The organism is Arthrobacter ginsengisoli (genome assembly GCF_031456935.1).
Classification (GTDB): domain Bacteria; phylum Actinomycetota; class Actinomycetes; order Actinomycetales; family Micrococcaceae; genus Arthrobacter; species Arthrobacter ginsengisoli.
The window spans coordinates 45,539-61,702 of sequence record NZ_JAVDVQ010000014.1; the positions used below are offsets into that span (position 1 = coordinate 45,539).

Annotated in this window: 14 protein-coding genes and 1 pseudogene; 8 read left to right on the forward strand and 7 right to left on the reverse strand. The window is 66.8% G+C overall.

The genetic code is table 11. From position 1 onward, the window contains the following. Nucleotides 1-93: 93 nt before the first annotated feature. Both J2X01_RS15360 and J2X01_RS15365 read left to right on the forward strand, forming a co-directional pair. Complete coding sequence (locus tag J2X01_RS15360) at nucleotides 94-1,602, forward strand: helix-turn-helix domain-containing protein (RefSeq protein WP_310059192.1); 1,509 nt, start codon at nucleotides 94-96, stop codon at nucleotides 1,600-1,602. 98 nt (nucleotides 1,603-1,700) lie between these two features. After that, nucleotides 1,701-3,449: a pyruvate dehydrogenase gene (locus J2X01_RS15365; protein ID WP_310059195.1), complete on the forward strand. Its 1,749-nt coding sequence runs from the start codon at nucleotides 1,701-1,703 to the stop codon at nucleotides 3,447-3,449. 29 nt (nucleotides 3,450-3,478) lie between these two features. Here J2X01_RS15365 and J2X01_RS15370 read toward each other — a convergent pair whose 3' ends face one another. Continuing rightward, entirely contained in the window at nucleotides 3,479-4,348 is an 870-nt protein-coding gene (locus tag J2X01_RS15370; protein ID WP_310059198.1) for a hydroxymethylpyrimidine/phosphomethylpyrimidine kinase, read from the reverse strand. 142 nt (nucleotides 4,349-4,490) lie between these two features. On the opposite strand from J2X01_RS15370, the gene J2X01_RS15375 reads away from it, so the two are divergent. Then, a complete protein-coding gene (locus J2X01_RS15375; RefSeq protein ID WP_310059200.1) occupies nucleotides 4,491-5,903 on the forward strand; it encodes an MFS transporter in 1,413 nt (470 codons plus the stop codon). Nucleotides 5,904-6,180: 277 nt separating this feature from the next. Further along, nucleotides 6,181-6,876: a queuosine precursor transporter gene (locus tag J2X01_RS15380; protein ID WP_310059203.1), complete on the forward strand. Its 696-nt coding sequence runs from the start codon at nucleotides 6,181-6,183 to the stop codon at nucleotides 6,874-6,876. A 115-nt stretch (nucleotides 6,877-6,991) separates the two neighbouring features. Here the strand turns inward: J2X01_RS15380 and J2X01_RS15385 are convergent, their stop codons facing one another. Beyond that, nucleotides 6,992-8,005 carry a LacI family DNA-binding transcriptional regulator gene (locus J2X01_RS15385; protein WP_310059206.1) on the reverse strand — a complete coding sequence of 338 codons (1,014 nt, stop codon included), beginning with the start codon at nucleotides 8,003-8,005 and terminating at the stop codon, nucleotides 6,992-6,994. 154 nt (nucleotides 8,006-8,159) lie between these two features. Between J2X01_RS15385 and J2X01_RS15390 the strand changes: the two genes are divergently transcribed. From J2X01_RS15390 to J2X01_RS15405, 4 genes and pseudogenes are all read left to right on the forward strand, one after another. Beyond that, nucleotides 8,160-9,338, forward strand: a complete 1,179-nt coding sequence (locus J2X01_RS15390; RefSeq protein ID WP_310059209.1) for a Gfo/Idh/MocA family protein — start codon at nucleotides 8,160-8,162, stop codon at nucleotides 9,336-9,338. Then, nucleotides 9,335-10,354, forward strand: coding sequence for a sugar phosphate isomerase/epimerase family protein (locus J2X01_RS15395; protein WP_310059212.1), 1,020 nt, complete (start codon nucleotides 9,335-9,337; stop codon nucleotides 10,352-10,354). The genes J2X01_RS15390 and J2X01_RS15395 overlap by 4 nt, the downstream gene beginning before the upstream one ends. Before the next feature lie 188 nt (nucleotides 10,355-10,542). Beyond that, a pseudogene (locus J2X01_RS15400) lies at nucleotides 10,543-10,854 on the forward strand (Gfo/Idh/MocA family protein); the annotation flags it as partial. A gap of 3 nt (nucleotides 10,855-10,857) precedes the next feature. Beyond that, entirely contained in the window at nucleotides 10,858-11,547 is a 690-nt protein-coding gene (locus tag J2X01_RS15405; RefSeq protein WP_310059341.1) for a Gfo/Idh/MocA family oxidoreductase, read from the forward strand. Between the two features lie 63 nt (nucleotides 11,548-11,610). Here the strand turns inward: J2X01_RS15405 and tgt are convergent, their stop codons facing one another. From tgt to J2X01_RS15430, 5 genes are all read right to left on the reverse strand, one after another. Then, entirely contained in the window at nucleotides 11,611-12,909 is a 1,299-nt protein-coding gene (tgt, locus tag J2X01_RS15410) for a tRNA guanosine(34) transglycosylase Tgt (RefSeq protein WP_310059214.1), read from the reverse strand. A gap of 33 nt (nucleotides 12,910-12,942) precedes the next feature. Beyond that, on the reverse strand, nucleotides 12,943-13,668 hold the full coding sequence (locus J2X01_RS15415) for an SRPBCC family protein (RefSeq protein ID WP_310059216.1): 726 nt from the start codon (nucleotides 13,666-13,668) through the stop codon (nucleotides 12,943-12,945). A gap of 48 nt (nucleotides 13,669-13,716) precedes the next feature. Then, nucleotides 13,717-14,760, reverse strand: coding sequence for a DUF6707 family protein (locus J2X01_RS15420; RefSeq protein ID WP_310059219.1), 1,044 nt, complete (start codon nucleotides 14,758-14,760; stop codon nucleotides 13,717-13,719). A 119-nt stretch (nucleotides 14,761-14,879) separates the two neighbouring features. Next, nucleotides 14,880-15,419, reverse strand: a complete 540-nt coding sequence (locus tag J2X01_RS15425; protein ID WP_310059223.1) for an NUDIX hydrolase family protein — start codon at nucleotides 15,417-15,419, stop codon at nucleotides 14,880-14,882. A gap of 43 nt (nucleotides 15,420-15,462) precedes the next feature. Next, complete coding sequence (locus tag J2X01_RS15430) at nucleotides 15,463-16,137, reverse strand: RraA family protein (protein ID WP_310059226.1); 675 nt, start codon at nucleotides 16,135-16,137, stop codon at nucleotides 15,463-15,465. Nucleotides 16,138-16,164 lie beyond the last annotated feature (27 nt).

The following is a 16,164-nucleotide window of genomic DNA, read 5'->3' on the forward strand; positions in this document are numbered from 1 at the left end:
TGCGACTGGCTGATCCGGTGCGGTGTAACTTTTCCGTAAGACCTACTTTTCTGTACTTTCAATCGGCTTTCTAGATGAAAAGACTGGAAAGAAATGCACTTCTTCGCGTATTCTCAAGAAATGCACCCCGCCAGCTGGAACCGCCCCGCGTCCGCAGCTTCGCCCGCCGTTCCAGAGGTGGACGTCATCAGCATGGGCCGCCGCGTCCGCCACCTCCGCAAGGCCGCCGGACTCACACTCGATGACCTGGGCGCCACGGTGGGAACAGCCCCCAGCCAGCTGAGCCTGATCGAGAACGGCAAACGTGAGCCCAAGCTCGGGCTGCTCCAGCAGCTCGCCGCTGCCCTCGGCGTCAGCATCGACGAACTGCTCGGCGCGGAGCCCCCCAACCGCCGCGCCGCCCTGGAGATCGAGCTGGAGCGCTACCAGCGAAGCCCCATCTACGAGTCCCTGAAGCTGCCCAAGATCCGCATCAGCTCGCGTCTTCCAATGGACGTGCTGGAGTCCATGGTGGGGCTGCAGCACGAGCTGGAACGCCGGCTCAACGAGCAGGTCGCGACGCCGGAAGAGGCCCGCCGCGCGAACGGGGAGCTGCGCGCGATGATGCGGGAGCGGAACAACTACTTCCCGGAGTACGAGGCGGAGGCGCAGAAGGTCCTCGCCTCGGTGGGGCACACCAGTGGCCCGCTGTCCCACCACGTCATCGCGGACATCGCCGGGCACCTCGGGTTCAGTCTCCACCACGTGGGCGACCTGCCGCATTCCACCCGCTCGGTGACCGACCTTAAGAACCGCAGAATTTACCTCACGCAGAACGCCCGCAGCGACCACGACCCCCGTTCCGTGCTGCTGCAGGCCCTGGGCCACTACGTACTGGGCCATCAGACCCCGTCGAACTATGGGGACTTCCTGATGCAGCGCGTGGCCACGAATTACTTCGCCGCCGCGCTCCTGCTGCCCGAGCAGGCGACGGTGGAGTTCCTGCAGCGGGCCAAGCAGGCCAAGGAAATCGCGGTCGAGGACATCCGGGACGCCTTCGCCGTGTCCTATGAGACGGCCGCCCACCGGTTCACGAACCTGGCCACCCAGCATCTGGACATCCGCACGCACTTCCAGAAGACCCACAAGAGCGGCATTATCTACAAGGCCTATGAGAACGACGGGGTGACGTTCCCGCAGGACCACACCGGCGCCATCGAGGGCCAGCCGTCCTGCAAGAACTGGACCTCCAGGGTGGTGTTCGACGTCCCGGACAAGTTCAGCGCCTACAACCAGTACACCGACACCCCTGCCGGGACGTACTGGTGCACAGCCCGGACGGAACGCTCCGCCAACGGGGAGTTCTCGCTCTCGGTGGGTGTCCCGTACGCGCAGGTGAAGTGGTTCCGCGGCCGCGACACCACGGAGCGGTCCAAGTCGACCTGCCCGGACGAAAGCTGCTGCCGGCGCCCGCCGGCGGCCCTGACCTCGGAATGGGCCGGGAACGCCTGGCCCTCGGCCCGGGCACATTCGCACCTGCTGGCGGCCATGCCGCCGGGCGCCTTCCCCGGCGTGGATGAGACCGAGGTCTACGCGTTCCTGCAGGCACACTCGGGCAGCTGACGCTCCCTGCGGTTTTCGCGGGACGCTCCCTCGGGTTCTGGCCGGGCGGACTATATTGGCCGTGTCAGCTAACGGACTCGACTGCGGGAGCACCAGCCATGGCCAAGGAACTTGCAACCCAGCTCATCGAACAACTTCAAGCCGCCGGCGTGCAGCGCATCTACGGGATTGTCGGCGACAGCCTCAACCCGATAGTCGACGCGGTCCGGAAGACGGGCGGGGTCGCGAAAGGCGGGATCGACTGGATCCACGTCCGGCACGAGGAGACCGCCGCGTTCGCGGCGGCGGCCGAAGCACAGCTGACCGGCCGTCTGGCGGTCTGTGCAGGCTCCTGCGGGCCGGGAAACCTGCACCTGATCAACGGGCTCTATGACGCCAACCGTTCCGGCGCCGCGGTGCTGGCCATCGCCTCGCACATTCCCAGCAAACAAATTGGCAGCAGCTTCTTCCAGGAGACGCATCCTGACAGGCTGTTCAACGAGTGCTCGGTGTATTCCGAGCTGATCAGCACCGCTGAACAGGCCCCGCGGGTCATGCACAGTGCCATCCAGCACGCCGTGGCCCTCCAGGGAGTCGCCGTCGTCACCCTTCCCGGTGACATTGCCGGGCTGGACGCGGTGGCTCCCACCCCGGCCGCTGCCGCATTCCGGCCGGCGACGCTGACGCCGGACCCCGCCAGCGTGCAGGAGCTGGCTGACGCGATCAACGCCGCAGAAAAAGTGGCGATCTTTGCCGGCGCCGGAGTCCAGGGCGCCCACGACGAGGTCATTGCCCTGGCCGAAGCCGTCAAAGCGCCGATCGGGCATTCGCTCCGCGGCAAAGACTTTATGCAGTATGACAATCCCTACGACATCGGGATGACCGGCCTGCTGGGCTACGGCGCCGCGGCCGAGGGGATCGAGGACGCGGACCTGCTGATCCTGCTCGGCACGGACTTCCCCTACGACCAGTTCCTCCCCGGAACGCGCACGGCGCAGGTGGACCGGGCGGCCCAGAAGCTGGGCCGGCGGACCGACGTCGACGTCGCGGTCCACGGCGACGTGCTGCCGACCCTCGCGGCCCTCATGCCCCTGCTTCAGCCAAAGAAGAGCCGCCGCTTCCTCGACGCGATGCTGAAGAAGCACGACCGGTTGATGAACAAGGCCGTCGGCGCCTACACGCGCAAAGTGGAAACCACAGAGCCGATCCACCCGGAATACGCAGCATCGGTGCTGGACCAGGTCGCGGCGAGGGACGCGATCTTCACCGCCGACACCGGCATGTGCAACGTCTGGACAGCGCGGTACATCAACCCGCTCGGCACCCGCCACCTGATCGGCTCGTACCTGCACGGCTCCATGGCAAATGCGCTTCCGCACGCGATCGGCGCCCAGCTCGCCTACCCCGGGCGCCAGGTCGTTTCGGTATCGGGCGACGGCGGCCTGTCGATGCTGCTGGGGGAGCTGATCACCGTCGCCGCGCTCCGGCTCCCGGTCAACGTGGTGGTTTTCAACAACTCCACCCTCGGCATGGTCAAGCTGGAGATGCTGGTGGACGGTCTCCCGGACTTCGGCGTCGACGTGCCGGACGCCAACTATGCCGCGGTGGCCCGGGCCCTGGGATTCCACGCCGTCCGTGTTACCGACCCGTCCCGCATCGAGGCCGCCTACCGGGCCGCCTTTGCCCATCCGGGACCCTCGCTGGTGGAACTGGTCACCGACCCCAAGGCGCTCTCGCTTCCGCCAAAAATCAAGGGAGCCCAGATCCTCGGGTTCGCCACGGCGATGTCCAAAGTGGTCCTCAACCGGGGCGCCGGCGAAGCGGTCAGCATGGCCCGCAGCAACCTGCGCAACATCCCGCGCCTCTGAGGTCCGTCGAGTTCGCCGGCAACCGAGCGTTAGCGCGGGCCGCCCTGCCAAAGCGCATCGAACGGCGCTCCCGAGGCCACCCGGTTCCGGATCCCCGCAGTCACAAACGCCTTGGCACTGCGGGCGGCCTCAAGCGGCGTCGCACCCTTGGCCAGTTCCGCGGTCACGGCCGCCGCCAGCGAGCAGCCGGCCCCGGAGACCGCGACTTCGCCCACCTTCGGGGCGGACAGGACTTCCAGCGTCTCGCCGTCGTAGTAGACGTCGACGGCGTCGGGCCCGGCCAGGCGAACGCCGCCCTTGGCGAGCACCGCGGCGCCGCTGAGTTCGTGGATGCGGACGGCGGCGGCCGTGAGCGACTCGACGTCGGTGATGTGCAGGCCGGAGAGGGACTCGGCCTCGAAGTGGTTCGGTGTGACGAACGTGGCCAGCGGGAGGATTTCCGCCTTGAGGGCCAGATCGGTGTCCAGGGCGTGGCCCGGCTCCTGTCCCTTGCAGATCAGAACCGGATCCAGCACCACGTTCGTGAAGGCAGCGCCAGCCAGCGCCGCGGCGACCGTGGAAATCGTCGCCGGGCTGCCCAGCATCCCGATCTTCACCGTATCCAGCACGGACGGCGCCCCGGACGCGGCACCATAGGCAGCCGTTGTCGCCTCGAGCTGGTCGGCGATGACCTGCTGGTCGATCGGCACGAAGCGGTGGTTCCAGTTGTCCTGCGGATCGAAGGAAACGATGCAGGTCAGGTTGGCGATTCCGAAAACGCCGAGCTCCTGGAACGTCTTCAGGTCAGCCTGCGCACCGGCGCCGCCGGTCGCTTCGGATCCGGCGATGGTCAGGGCGAGGGCGGGAGTGGCGGCTTCGGAAGCCGACAGGGCGGCGGAATCAAAGGCAGTGGAAGTCATGGTCCCATCCTGCCAGTCCGCAAGCGGCGCCCACATTGTGCCCATGACCAATATGAACAGAACCCTGGCATTCCGGAGGCCCGGGAATAAGGTGGCGGACGGTGTTGCTTTCTTGCGGCGCCGGATCCAGGAAGGTTCATTGATGAGCACCCAGTTGTCCGAATCGGCACAGACGAGAAAAGCCGTGAGCAACATTCTCAAAGGCTCTGCCGGAAACCTCGTGGAGTGGTACGACCTCTACGTCTACACGGTTTTCGCGGCATATTTCCAGTCGCACTTCTTCAATTCGAAGGACGAGCTGCAGGCCGGTCTTGAGGCGATGGCCGTTTTCTCGACGTCGTTCCTGATGCGCCCGGTGGGCGCCTGGTTCTTCGGCCGCTACGCCGACCGGAAGGGACGCAAGGCTGCGCTGACCCTGAGCGTGACAATGATGTCCGCCGGCTCCTTCGCCATCGCCATCCTGCCGACAACCCAGCAGATCGGGGTCTGGGCACTACTCCTGCTGATCCTGGTGCGGCTGATCCAGGGCTTCTCCGTCGGCGGAGAATACGGCACCAGCGCCACGTACATGTCCGAGGCCGCCACATCCAAGCGCCGCGGCTTCTTCTCCAGCTTCCAGTACGTCACGCTGATCGGAGGCCAGATGCTGGCCTTGCTGGTCCTCGTCATCCTGCAGAACACCCTGGACAAGTCCACCCTGACCGAATGGGGCTGGCGCATCCCGTTCGCGATTGGCGGCGTCGCCGCCCTGGTGGTTCTGTGGCTGCGGCGCTCGATGGAGGAGACCGTTTCCGCGGAGCAGGTCGAGGCTGCCAAGGTTCCGGCCGTGGCAGGCGTTGCCCAGCCGGGCACGATGAAGCTGCTGTTCACGCAGTACTGGAAGCCGCTGCTGATCTGCATTGGCGTTACCCTCGGCGGCACCGTCGCGTTCTACACGTACACCAACTTCATCCTGAAGTTCATGAACGATACCTCCGGCATCGCGAAGACCGACACCTCCGTGATCAACTTCTGGGCATTGTTCATCTTCATGCTGCTGCAGCCGGTTTACGGCATCATTTCCGACAAGGTCGGCCGAAGGCCGCTGCTCCTGTGGTTCGGCATCACCGGCGTTCTCTTCACCTGGCCGCTGCTCTCCACCCTGGCCGGCACCCGGGACCCGTTCACCGCGTTCCTGCTGATGTTGGGCGGCCTGCTGATCGTCGGAGGCTACACGTCGATCAACGCCCTCGTGAAGGCCGAGCTGTTCCCGGCCTCCATCCGCGCACTGGGAGTGGGACTGGGATACGCCATTGCCAACTCGCTCTTCGGCGGGACGGTCCCGCTGCTGGGTGCCGCGTTCCAGAAGGCCGAACGGGTGGACCTGTTCTTCACGTACGTCACGGTGGCCATCGCCATCTCGCTGGTGGTCTACATCTTCGCGCTGAAGAACAAGAAGTCGACCCACCTGGACCACGAGCAGGGGCACGCCTGGGAGCCCGCTGCCGCCCCCGCCGTGCCGGGCGACGGCCGCAAGGACGACGACAAGGACCTCGTCGACACCGCGCGCCGCTAAGCCCGCGGGCCGCTGAGTCCGCCCGCCGCGAAGCCCGCGGGGCTGCTTCGGCGAAGGGCACGACGACGGGTTGCCGGCTGGGGGACTTCTGTCGCCCGGCCCGCAACCCGCCGTCGCCGTTAACACGGGCGCCGGCGGACCCCGTAGGGGTGAGAGAATGGAAGGCGGTTCCGGCGGCCAGCCCGCCAGGACCCATCCAGTGCTAATACAGCCGGCTGCCCACACGACCTCCCCTGAGGATTCGGGCGCCAGGCGAACCACTACGAATGGAACACCCATGACTTCCGCTAAGACATTCCCGGCCGCCGCGCCGCCGAGGTTCGCCTCGATTGGTTCCCCGTACTTCGGCATCCTCCTGGCCGTGATGGCCGTGGTGCTGATCCTCTCCAACATCGGGGCGTCCAAAGGCGTGGCCATCGGCCCGATCATCACCGACGGGGGCTTCTTCCTCTTCCCGCTGGCGTATATTCTCGGCGACGTCATTAGCGAGGTTTACGGCTTCAAGGTGGCGCGCAGGGCCATTGTGACCACCTTCGTGCTCTCGGTCTTCGCCTCCCTCTGCTACTGGATCATCATCGCCTTGCCGGGCTTCGACGATGACTTCGGCGTCGCCAAGCAGTCGGCGTTGGAAGGCGCGCTGGGACCGGTCCCGCAGATCGTACTCGCGTCGCTGCTGGCATTCCTGGCCGGGCAGACCATCAATGCCTGGATTCTCGTGAAGATGAAGGCACGCACGGGGGAGAAATCCCTCTGGGCTCGGATCATGGGCTCCTCGGTGGCCGGAGAGTTCGTCGACACGCTGATTTTCTGCAGCATCGCGGCTTCCGTGATTGGAATTTCCGACGTCGCGACGTTCGTGAACTACGTCGTCGTGGGCTTCCTCTACAAGACGCTTGTGGAGTTCCTCTTCGTCCCGGTCACGGCAAGTGCCATCGGCTGGATCAAGAAGCGCGAACCAAGCTACGGGGCATAGGCAGCCGCCGGCACTGGGTTCGCCTGGCACCCCACCCGGCACGGCGCCCGCGCGGGCGTTTCCGGCGACTGCGACGGATGGCGCGGGCGGACGTCGCAGTGCCGACGGCGGCCTGTCAGCCGGTAGCGCGGGCCGTGGTGCTGCGGACCACGAGGACGGGTTCGATCAGCTTGCGCTCAGGCTCGAGGGTGGGGTCCTGGATTCGCGCTAGCAGGGTGTTTGCGACGTCGACGCCGACAATGTCGCTGCGGTTGTCCACGGAGGACATGTCCAGATACCGCGACTTGGCCAGCTGGGAGTTGTCGTAGCCGATCACCGAGAGCTCTGCCGGGACGGAAAGGCCGTGTGCCTTGGCCGCGGCGAGAGCCCCCAGGGCCATGGTGTCGTTGGCCGCGAACAGGGCCGTTGTGTCCGGGTGGTGGTCCAGCAGCCAGCAGGCGGCCGCGTAGCCGTCCTCCTCCGAGGTTCCCTGGGATTCGCCGGCGATCCGGACCTCGACGCCGGCCTCCACGATACGGCTGCGGAAACCGTCCCGCCGGTGGGCTGCGGCGCCGCCGGAGCCCGAGAGGTGTCCAATCCGCGTGTGGCCGAGCCCGAGCAGATGCTCGGCCACCATCCGGCCGCCGCAGTCGTCATCATTGGTGATGAGCCCGGCTCCGGCGGGGACGCCGTCCCGCCAGCCCGCCACGACGGAGGGAACCCAGGTCCCGGCCATCATCGGCTCACTCGGCTCGGCCGCGATCACGAGGCCCTCCACGTGCATGGACAGCAGGCCGTCCGTGGCCTCCGTGATGCGGTTCTCGCCCGGGCGGGAATCCGCGAGCGTGACTTGGTAACCATGGGGTGAGAGGGCGGATTCCAGGCCGCGCAGCAGGTCCACGAACCAGAGATTCCGGAAGTCGTCAATGACGAGGCCGATGCTTTTCGTCTGGCTGCTGGCGAGCGTGGTCGCTGCACGGCTGGGCCGGTATCCCAGCTCGGCCATGGCCGTCCGGACTGCCTCCCGGCGCTTCTCACTGACCTTCGACGGGTTTTGAAGCACGAGGGACACCAGCGACGGGGAGACACCGGCGCTCTTGGCGACGTCATAGATCGTCGGGCGGCGGGTTCGAGGGGTATTCAACGGCATCTGCAGAGCCTTTCACGTCTCATCCGAGGATAACCGGTCAACCATTGACAGGACATATGCACATGGCTACGCTTTTGTTCAGCGCCAGTTTTTGTAGCGCTCCAATTTTCTAGCGTCGGGCCGTCGGCCTGGCCGAATTTCAAAGGAGAAATCGATGGCTGACAGTTTGGGAGTTGCCGTAATCGGCGCCGGAATGGCCGGTAAGGCCCACGCGGCTGCCTACCGCACGGCGTCGGCGCTTTACAGCCCTGTACTTCCACCCATCCGGCTGGTCTCCATCGGCGATGTCAATGCCGAATTCGGCTCCTTGGCGGCGCAGCGCTTTGGTTACGCACGCAATGACACGTCGTGGCAGGCGATCGCCGAGGCGGACGACATCGACGTCGTGAGCGTCGTGATTGCGAACTCCCTCCACCGCGAAGTCGTGGAAGGCCTGCTGGCCGCCGGCAAACACGTGCTGTGCGAAAAGCCGCTCAGCGACACGCTCGAGGACGCCCGCGCCATGGCGGAGGCGGCCCGCAATGCGAACTCAATCGCGCGCATCGGGTTCACCTTCCGCCGCACACCGGGCATCGCCTACATCCGCGATCTCATCCGTAGCGGCGTCCTGGGCAACGTCCTGCACTTCAGCGGCCGCTACTGGACGGACTACGGCTTCAGCCCGTCCGCCCCGATGAGTTGGCGGTACAAGGGCGGGCCCGGCTCCGGTGCCCTGGCCGACGTCGGAAGCCACCTCACGTATGTCGCCGAGTTCCTCTGCGGCGACATCAAGTCCATCAGCGGGGGACGCCTCAGCACCGTGATCGGCAAGCGCCCGCTCCCGCTCGGCGCCGTCATGGGCCACGACCACGCCGCGGTCAGCGACACCTTCGAGGCGGTCGAAAACGACGACTACGCGGTGTTCTCCGCCGAATTCGAGAACGGCGCCGGTGGCTTCGAGGTCTCCCGGGTCGCGGCCGGGCATGCCAACAGCCTGATCTTCGAGGTCTTCTGCGAGAACGGCGCCGCCAGGTTTGACCAGCGCCGCCCCGCCGAGATCGAGCTGTTCCTCAACGACGGCCCGGCCAACGAGAACGGCTACCGCCAGGTCATTCTCGGACCCGGACACCCCTACATCGCCGGCGGACTGGCGATGGACGCGCCCAGCGTCGGGTTCGGCCAGAACGACGCTTTCGCCTACCAGTCCCGTGCCTTCCTCGAGGAGGTCGCCGGCCTCAGCGAGGAATCCTCCCTGCCCCGCTGCGCCACCTTCGACGAAGGCGTGCGCAACATGGAACTGCTCGGTGCTGTCACCGAATCCGCACTCAGCAACGGAAAGAAGATCACGCTATGAAACTCGGTGTCTACAACGCCATCCTGCACGACCGGCCGCTTCCCGAAGCCCTCAAGGTCATTGCCAACCTCGGACTGACCGGCATCGAAATCAACACTGGCGGATTCCTGCCGGCCGTCCATGTCCCCACCATGGACCAGATCCTGGAAAGCGATGCGGCCCGCGACGACTATCTCGCGATTTTCGAGGGGACCGGCGTCTCGATCGCCGGGCTGAACTGCAACGGCAACCCGCTGCACCCCAAGCGTGAGATCGGCGAGAAGCATGCCGAGGACATCCGCCGCTCCATCCGGCTGGCACAGCGGCTGGGACAGGACCGGGTGGTGACCATGTCGGGCCTGCCCGGCGGCGAACCCGGAGCCACCACTGTCAACTGGGTAGTCAATGCCTGGAACTCGGCCGCCCTGGACGTGCTCGACTACCAGTGGGGCATCGCGGCCGACTTCTGGAAGGAAACCGACCGGCTGGCTGCCGACCACGGGGTGAAGGTGGCCCTCGAGCTGCACCCGCAGAACATCGTGTTCAACACAGCCGACGTCCGCAAGCTCATCGAGCTCACCGGCGCGACCCACGTCGGCGTCGAGCTGGACGCCTCGCACCTGTTCTGGCAGCAGATGGATCCGGTCGCCGTGGTCCGCGAACTCGGTCCGCTGGTCTTCCAGGCCGCCGCAAAGGACGTCCGCATCAACACCGCGAACGCCGCGCTGTACGGCGTCCTCGACAACAGCTTCCGCCGGCTCTCCCCGGAGGAAAACCGCACCAACCTCGGCGGCGACGAGTGGGCCAACGAATGGCCCAAGGACTCCGCCTGGGACTTCGTGGCGCTCGGGCGCGGGCACGACACCGCCTACTGGGCAGAGTTCCTCCGCGCGCTGTACGAGGTGGACCCTGAAATGCTGGTCAACATCGAGCACGAGGACGTCTCCCTGGGCCGGATCGAAGGCCTCCAGGTGGCGGCCAAGGTCCTGCGCGACGCCGACGCGGCGCTCTCGGCGTCGCTGCACCTCACGAACTGACGGCCTGGCGAACGACGTCTACGCCGAGTCGCCGGAAAGCTGCGGGGGTCGCCGAAACCTTCCGGCGACCCCGGCACAGTTCCGGCGACTTCGACGGCTGGACGCCCCCAGTGCACCCCAGAACACCCCCTGAACAGAAAGGACGACGGCGCGTGCGCATCGGAATTGTCGGATAAGGAGCCGGCGGCAAGTACTTCCACGCCCCCTTCATCGAGGCTGCCGACGGCGTCGAGCTCGCCGGAGTCGTGGCCCGGTCGCCAGGCAAACGCGTCGAGGTTGCCGCAGATTTCCCTGGGCTTCCCGTCTATGGGAGCCTTGCGGAGATGCTCGACGCCGGGGTGGACGCCGTGACCATCACGACGCCCCCGCACACGCGCCGGGAGCTGGTGCTGGCGGCCATTGCGGGCGGCGTCCACGTCGTGGCGGACAAACCGTTCGGCCCCGATGCGGCCGCAGGCCGGGAGCTTGCCGACGCGGCCGAGCGGGCCGGAGTGGTGCTGAACGTGTACCACAACCGCCGCCGGGACGCCGATATCCTCACGCTCGCCGGTGTCATTGCGTCGGGCGAACTCGGGGACGTGTGGCGGGTCCACTCGATCATGGACCAGGACGGTGCCACCACCCTCGAGACCGGCGCCACCGGCGGGCTCCTGCGCGATCTGGGCAGCCATCTGGTGGACCAGATGCTCTGGCTGTTGGGCCCGGCAACCCACGTCCACGGCGCCCTTGACTGGACAGACCGCTTCGGCGAAACCACCGACTGTGGCTTTTTCCTGACACTAAGGCACGCGTCCGGCGCCGTCTCCACGGTCTCGGCCAGCAAACTCAACCACTCCGCCACCCGTGAACTGCGCGCCTACGGCAGCGAAGGCAACTACCTTGCCTCGGGCGCCGACGTCCAGGCCGAGGCCCTGCGCGCAGGCCGCCGCCCGGCCGGGGAACCGACCACGTGGGGGATCGACGCCCGGGAAAACTGGGGGACGCTCGCCGTCGCCGGCGGCCGCTCACTGGTGGCCTGGGAGCAGGGCAATTATGCCGGGTTCTACACCGAGTTCGCCCGCGCCATCCGGGGCGGAGGACCCGGACCGGTGCCCGCCGCCGAGGGGATACGGACGCTGGAGGTCCTCGACGCCGCCCGGCGCAGCGCGCTGGAGAACACGGTTGTGGAGCTGGGCGGACAGGACCCGGTGTAGCGGGCGCCGTCGTCCGGTGCGAAACACACGAGGGCGCCGGAAACCTCGACGGCCGGGACGCTCCTAGGAGTAGTACTGGCCCAGGGTCTCGGCCTTGAACTCGAAGAAGTTGCCGGCCTCGATGGCGAGCCGGGCGTCGTCGACCAATTTCACAACGAAGCGCTCATTGTGGATCGAGATCAGCGTCGCCGAGACCATTTCCTTCGCCTTGAACAGGTGGTGGATGTAGGCCCGGGAGTAGTTCAGGCAGGCGTAGCAGTCGCAGCCCTCCTGCAGCGGGCCGAAGTCGCGCTTGTACATGGCGCCAGAGAGGTTATACCGGCCGGTGGGGTGGTAGAACGCCGAATTGCGGGCTACCCGGGTGGGGGAGACGCAGTCGAAGGTGTCCGCGCCGTTCTCGATCGCCGTGAAGATGTCGTCCGGCTCGGAAATGCCGAGCAGGTGCCGGGGTTTGTTCTCCGGCAGTTCCTCGTTGCACCAGCGCACGATCGTCCCGAGGTTTTCCTTCTCGAGGGCCCCGCCGATGCCGAAGCCGTCGAAGTTCATCGCGCCGAGGTCCCGGCAGGCCTTGCGGCGAAGGTCCTCGTAGTGCGCGCCCTGAATGACCCCGAAGAGCGCCTGGTAGGGCTTGCCGGCGCGTTCTTTGGTGAGCCTGAAGTGCTCGGTGATGCAGCGCTCGGCCCAGCGGCGGGTGCGTTCCAGCGACTCCTCCTGGTAGCCGCGGGAGTTCTGCAGCGTGGTGAGTTCGTCGAACGCGAACATAATGTCCGCGCCGATCTGGTGCTGGACGTTCATGGAGATCTCGGGGCTGAAGCGGTGCCGGTCGCCGTTGAGGTGGCTCTTGAACCACACGCCCTCCTCGTCCACGTGTGCCAGGCGTTCCTTGCCGGGGGCGACGGCGTCGTCCGGCCCTGAACTGTCCACCGACTTCATGTCGATGACCTTTTTGAAACCCGAGCCCAGGCTCATGACCTGGAACCCGCCGGAATCGGTGAACGTGGGCCCGCGCCAGTTCATGAACGCGCCCAGCCCGCCGGCCTCGTCCAGGATGTCGGCGCCCGGCTGCAGGTACAGGTGGTAGGCGTTGGCCAGCACAGCCTGCGCGCCGAGTTCGGCAATGGATTCCGGCAGCACGGATTTGACCGTGGCCTTGGTGCCGACGGCGATGAACGCCGGGGTCTGGATCTCCCCGTGCGGCGTGGCGATGGTGCCGGTCCGGCCCAGGAACTCCCCGCCGTTTGCGGCCACCTGCGCGGACGACGGTGAGCAGCTTTCGCTCAGGCGTTTGCCCACGCGGAAGGAAAACTCCGACTGCTGTGCCGGTAGCGGCGATGACACGGGTGATTCAGGATTGGCTGGCACCGTTCAAGTGTGCCAGTTAACAGCTTGCAACCCTTAGTGCAGCGGATCGGATGTGGGGTAGTTCTCAGCCCGCCACTTGTCCCAGTAGTTGCGGATGGACTCCAGTTGGTGCGCCCCGAGGTCGTAGGTCGAGACGATGACCAGGGACCCGCCTTCGGGCCGGATCTCCTTGATGGCCGGCTGGTCGGCCACGATCACCAGGCCCTCGCCGTGCTCCGCGTAGTGGTGGACCGTCAGGCCGACCTGGTGGTTGCTCCGGAACCAGACCCTGCCGGAGACTTGCTCGCCCGTGGCCAGGGTGAGCGAGTAGGGTTCGCCGGGCTTCGGAACGTCCGACAGTCCCAGCTGTTCGATGGCGGACCCCTCATTTCCGGGTACGGAGAAGAAGAAGGTCCGTCGCTTGCCGTGCGGATGCCGTTCCAGGGCGAACCGGAGTTGCTGGAGGAAGGTCAGCCAGCCCTGGGTGATGTCCTCGTCCCAGGCCGCCCACTCGGAATTGTGATCCACGGCGGCCCTCGTCACGCTGACTTCCGTGCCGGTCGGGACCGGTTTCAAGGTGAAGACGTCCCCTCCGTCGACCACCAGTGACGTGTGGTCGGCGCCTTCGACTACATTGGGGCTGAAGTAGATCTCGTTGATCTCGGCCGCCTGGTCGTCGGCTTCCCAGCCGTGCCATTGGGCAACTTTGGCGGGCTCGCGCAGCATCGTCCAAACGTGCTGCGCGTCGGAGTTGATCACAACGCTCAGATTGTTCGTCATGGGGTGAATCTACAACGCCCGGCCGCGACGGGGTAGGGGCCAAACGCCTCAGGAGCGGACGGACTCGAGTTCGTTGCCGATCCGGCGGTCCAGCTCCGGGGCGCCGATGGTTTCCGAGCCGCCGTGGGCGCGGAGGAACAGCAGTGCCTCGAGCCGCAGGAGCCGCCACTCGCGTTCCGCATCCGGGTTCGAGTTGTCCATCGAGCGGAAGATTTCCTTGTCGTACAGGTTCGGTTCGTTCAGCGACCGCTGCCGGACCTTGGCGTTGATCCGGGCCTTGAACTCATCCGTCTCCATGGCTTCGGGGGCGCGGAGGAACTTCTCGTAGACCGCAGCCCGTTCCTCCTGCCCGAGCTGCCGGCAGATATAACTGGACAGGGCGAGGGAGGCCTCCACCGACGCCCAGCGGCCGCGGTTGCCGTCGAACGGCAGCACGTTCAGCAGGTCGGCAACGGCGAGGGCGTTTTCGGCGTCCTTGAGGATGATGAACAGCTCCTGCGCCAGGTCCCGGAGGTCCTTGAGGCAGCTGCCGGACTTCGTGTTGATGCCCTTGGCCAGCCGTTCGCTGAGCAGCAGCACCCCCACCGAGCTCGGGTGTGCCTCCGCGGCGGCGTGCACCACGGACTCGGGCGTGCCCTCAAGGGCGGGGATCAGGGCCAGGTCCGCCTCGCTGGGACCGCTCACCGCGGGCGGCGCGGGCGGCAGGGGAGGGACGACGACGGCGGCGGGCGCCGAGGCGCCGTCGTTGGTGGCTTCGCCCCCGTCCCGCCCGTTGGCTTCGCTCCGGAAACGGTCCTCCTCCGCGGCCGGTTCGACGAGCTGCAGCGGGGGGCCGGCGTCCCCGGACGCGGGTTCTTCAGCCCCGGCGGCCGTTTCCAGAACCAGGACGGTGGAGGCAGCCGCGATCCGGAGTCCGCCGCCGCCGGTGAGGGTCGCCAGGACGACGGCGGGAGTGCCAAAATCGTCGGTTTCGACGGCGACGCGCTGGATTTCAGCGGAACGGTTGCCATCGGGCAGGAGCAGATGATCGCCGCTCTGCAGAGCTCCAGCCTGCTGTTCGATGTAGTTCGGGGCGGCTGGTGGGTGGGTCATCGGGAGTCCTTAAATTCTTTTACGGTCCGCCCAACAGTCTACAAAGGCATGCGTGCGAAGTCGGGGACGCAGCGCAACCCCCGGGCGTTCCCGGGCATTTCAGGCTGGCCCGGTGCCGGTCAGTTCCCGACGCCGGCGAAGGCGAGGGCCTGGCGGATCAGGGCGCCGCGGCCGCCGCTGAATTCCAGCTGGACATCCGAGCTCATGACTTCCTGCGGCGTCATCCAGGTCAGCTCCAGGGCGTCCTGGCGCGGGGAGCATTCTCCGGTGACCGGGATGATGTACGCCAGCGCGACGGCGTGCTGGCGATCGTCGGTGAACCCGGTGTGCGACGGGGACGGGAAGTACTCGGCCACCGTGAACGGCACCGGGCTGATGGGCAGCTGGGGGAAGGCCAGCGGGCCGAGGTCCTTCTCCATGTGGCGCAGCAGCGCCGCGCGGATGGTCTCCCGGTACAGCACCCGGCCGGAGACCAGCGTGCGGATCATGTTTCCGTCCGCGTCGGCCTGCAGGAGCGTGCCGACCTCATTCACAAACCCGAGCGGATCCAGCCGGACCGGGACGGCCTCGACGTAGACCATGGGCAGCCGGCCGCGCGCCTCGAACAAATCTTCTTCGGAGAGCCAGCCGGGGTTCGGGTCAGGAGTGCGAACATTCATGGTTAAGTTCTACCCCATCCGTGCCCGAACCCCGCGCCGTCCCTCAGGTCGCCAGCACCGATTCCAGCGGCTCGCCTGACGCGATCCGTGCCAAGAGCGCCGGTTCGGCGGCGTCTGACGCCAGCGCCCGCCCCAGAACGTCGGCCGCCGTCTTCGGGGACAGGACGATCACACCGTTGTCGTCGCCCAGCACCCAGTCGCCCGGATTGACGAGGATGCAGCCGCACTGCACGGGGTTGTTCACGGCGGAGCGGCCGCTATGGACTCGCTTGGTGGTCAGGCACGAGGTCCCGCGGGCGGAGACCGGCAGGCCCGTGGTGCGGAGCTCCAGGATGTCAGTGGCTACGCCGTCGTCGACGACGACGGCGGCGTCTTGGGCGGTGGCCGCTGCCGCGGTGACCGCGCCGACGGGCGCGTGCCGGTGGTCACCGGACATGTCCACGACCAGCACCGCGCCCGGGTACAGCTCCAGCAGGGACCTGTTCATGGCATAGGCGTCATTCTCCGCGATGCGCACTGTGACCGCGGGGCCCGCCACCTTCACGCCGTCGAGCAGTGACCGGATGGCCGGATCCACGAATCCGTCCTCCAGGAAATGCCCGATCGTGGGAAAGCTGACGGTGGTCCAGCGGCGTGAGAGGTGGTTTCTACCAGTTGAGCCATCAGTATCTCCAGATGGGGTGCGGGGGACGAGCGTCCAGTGCAAGGTAGTAGCCATCTATTCGGTGTTGTAGATCACAGCTCA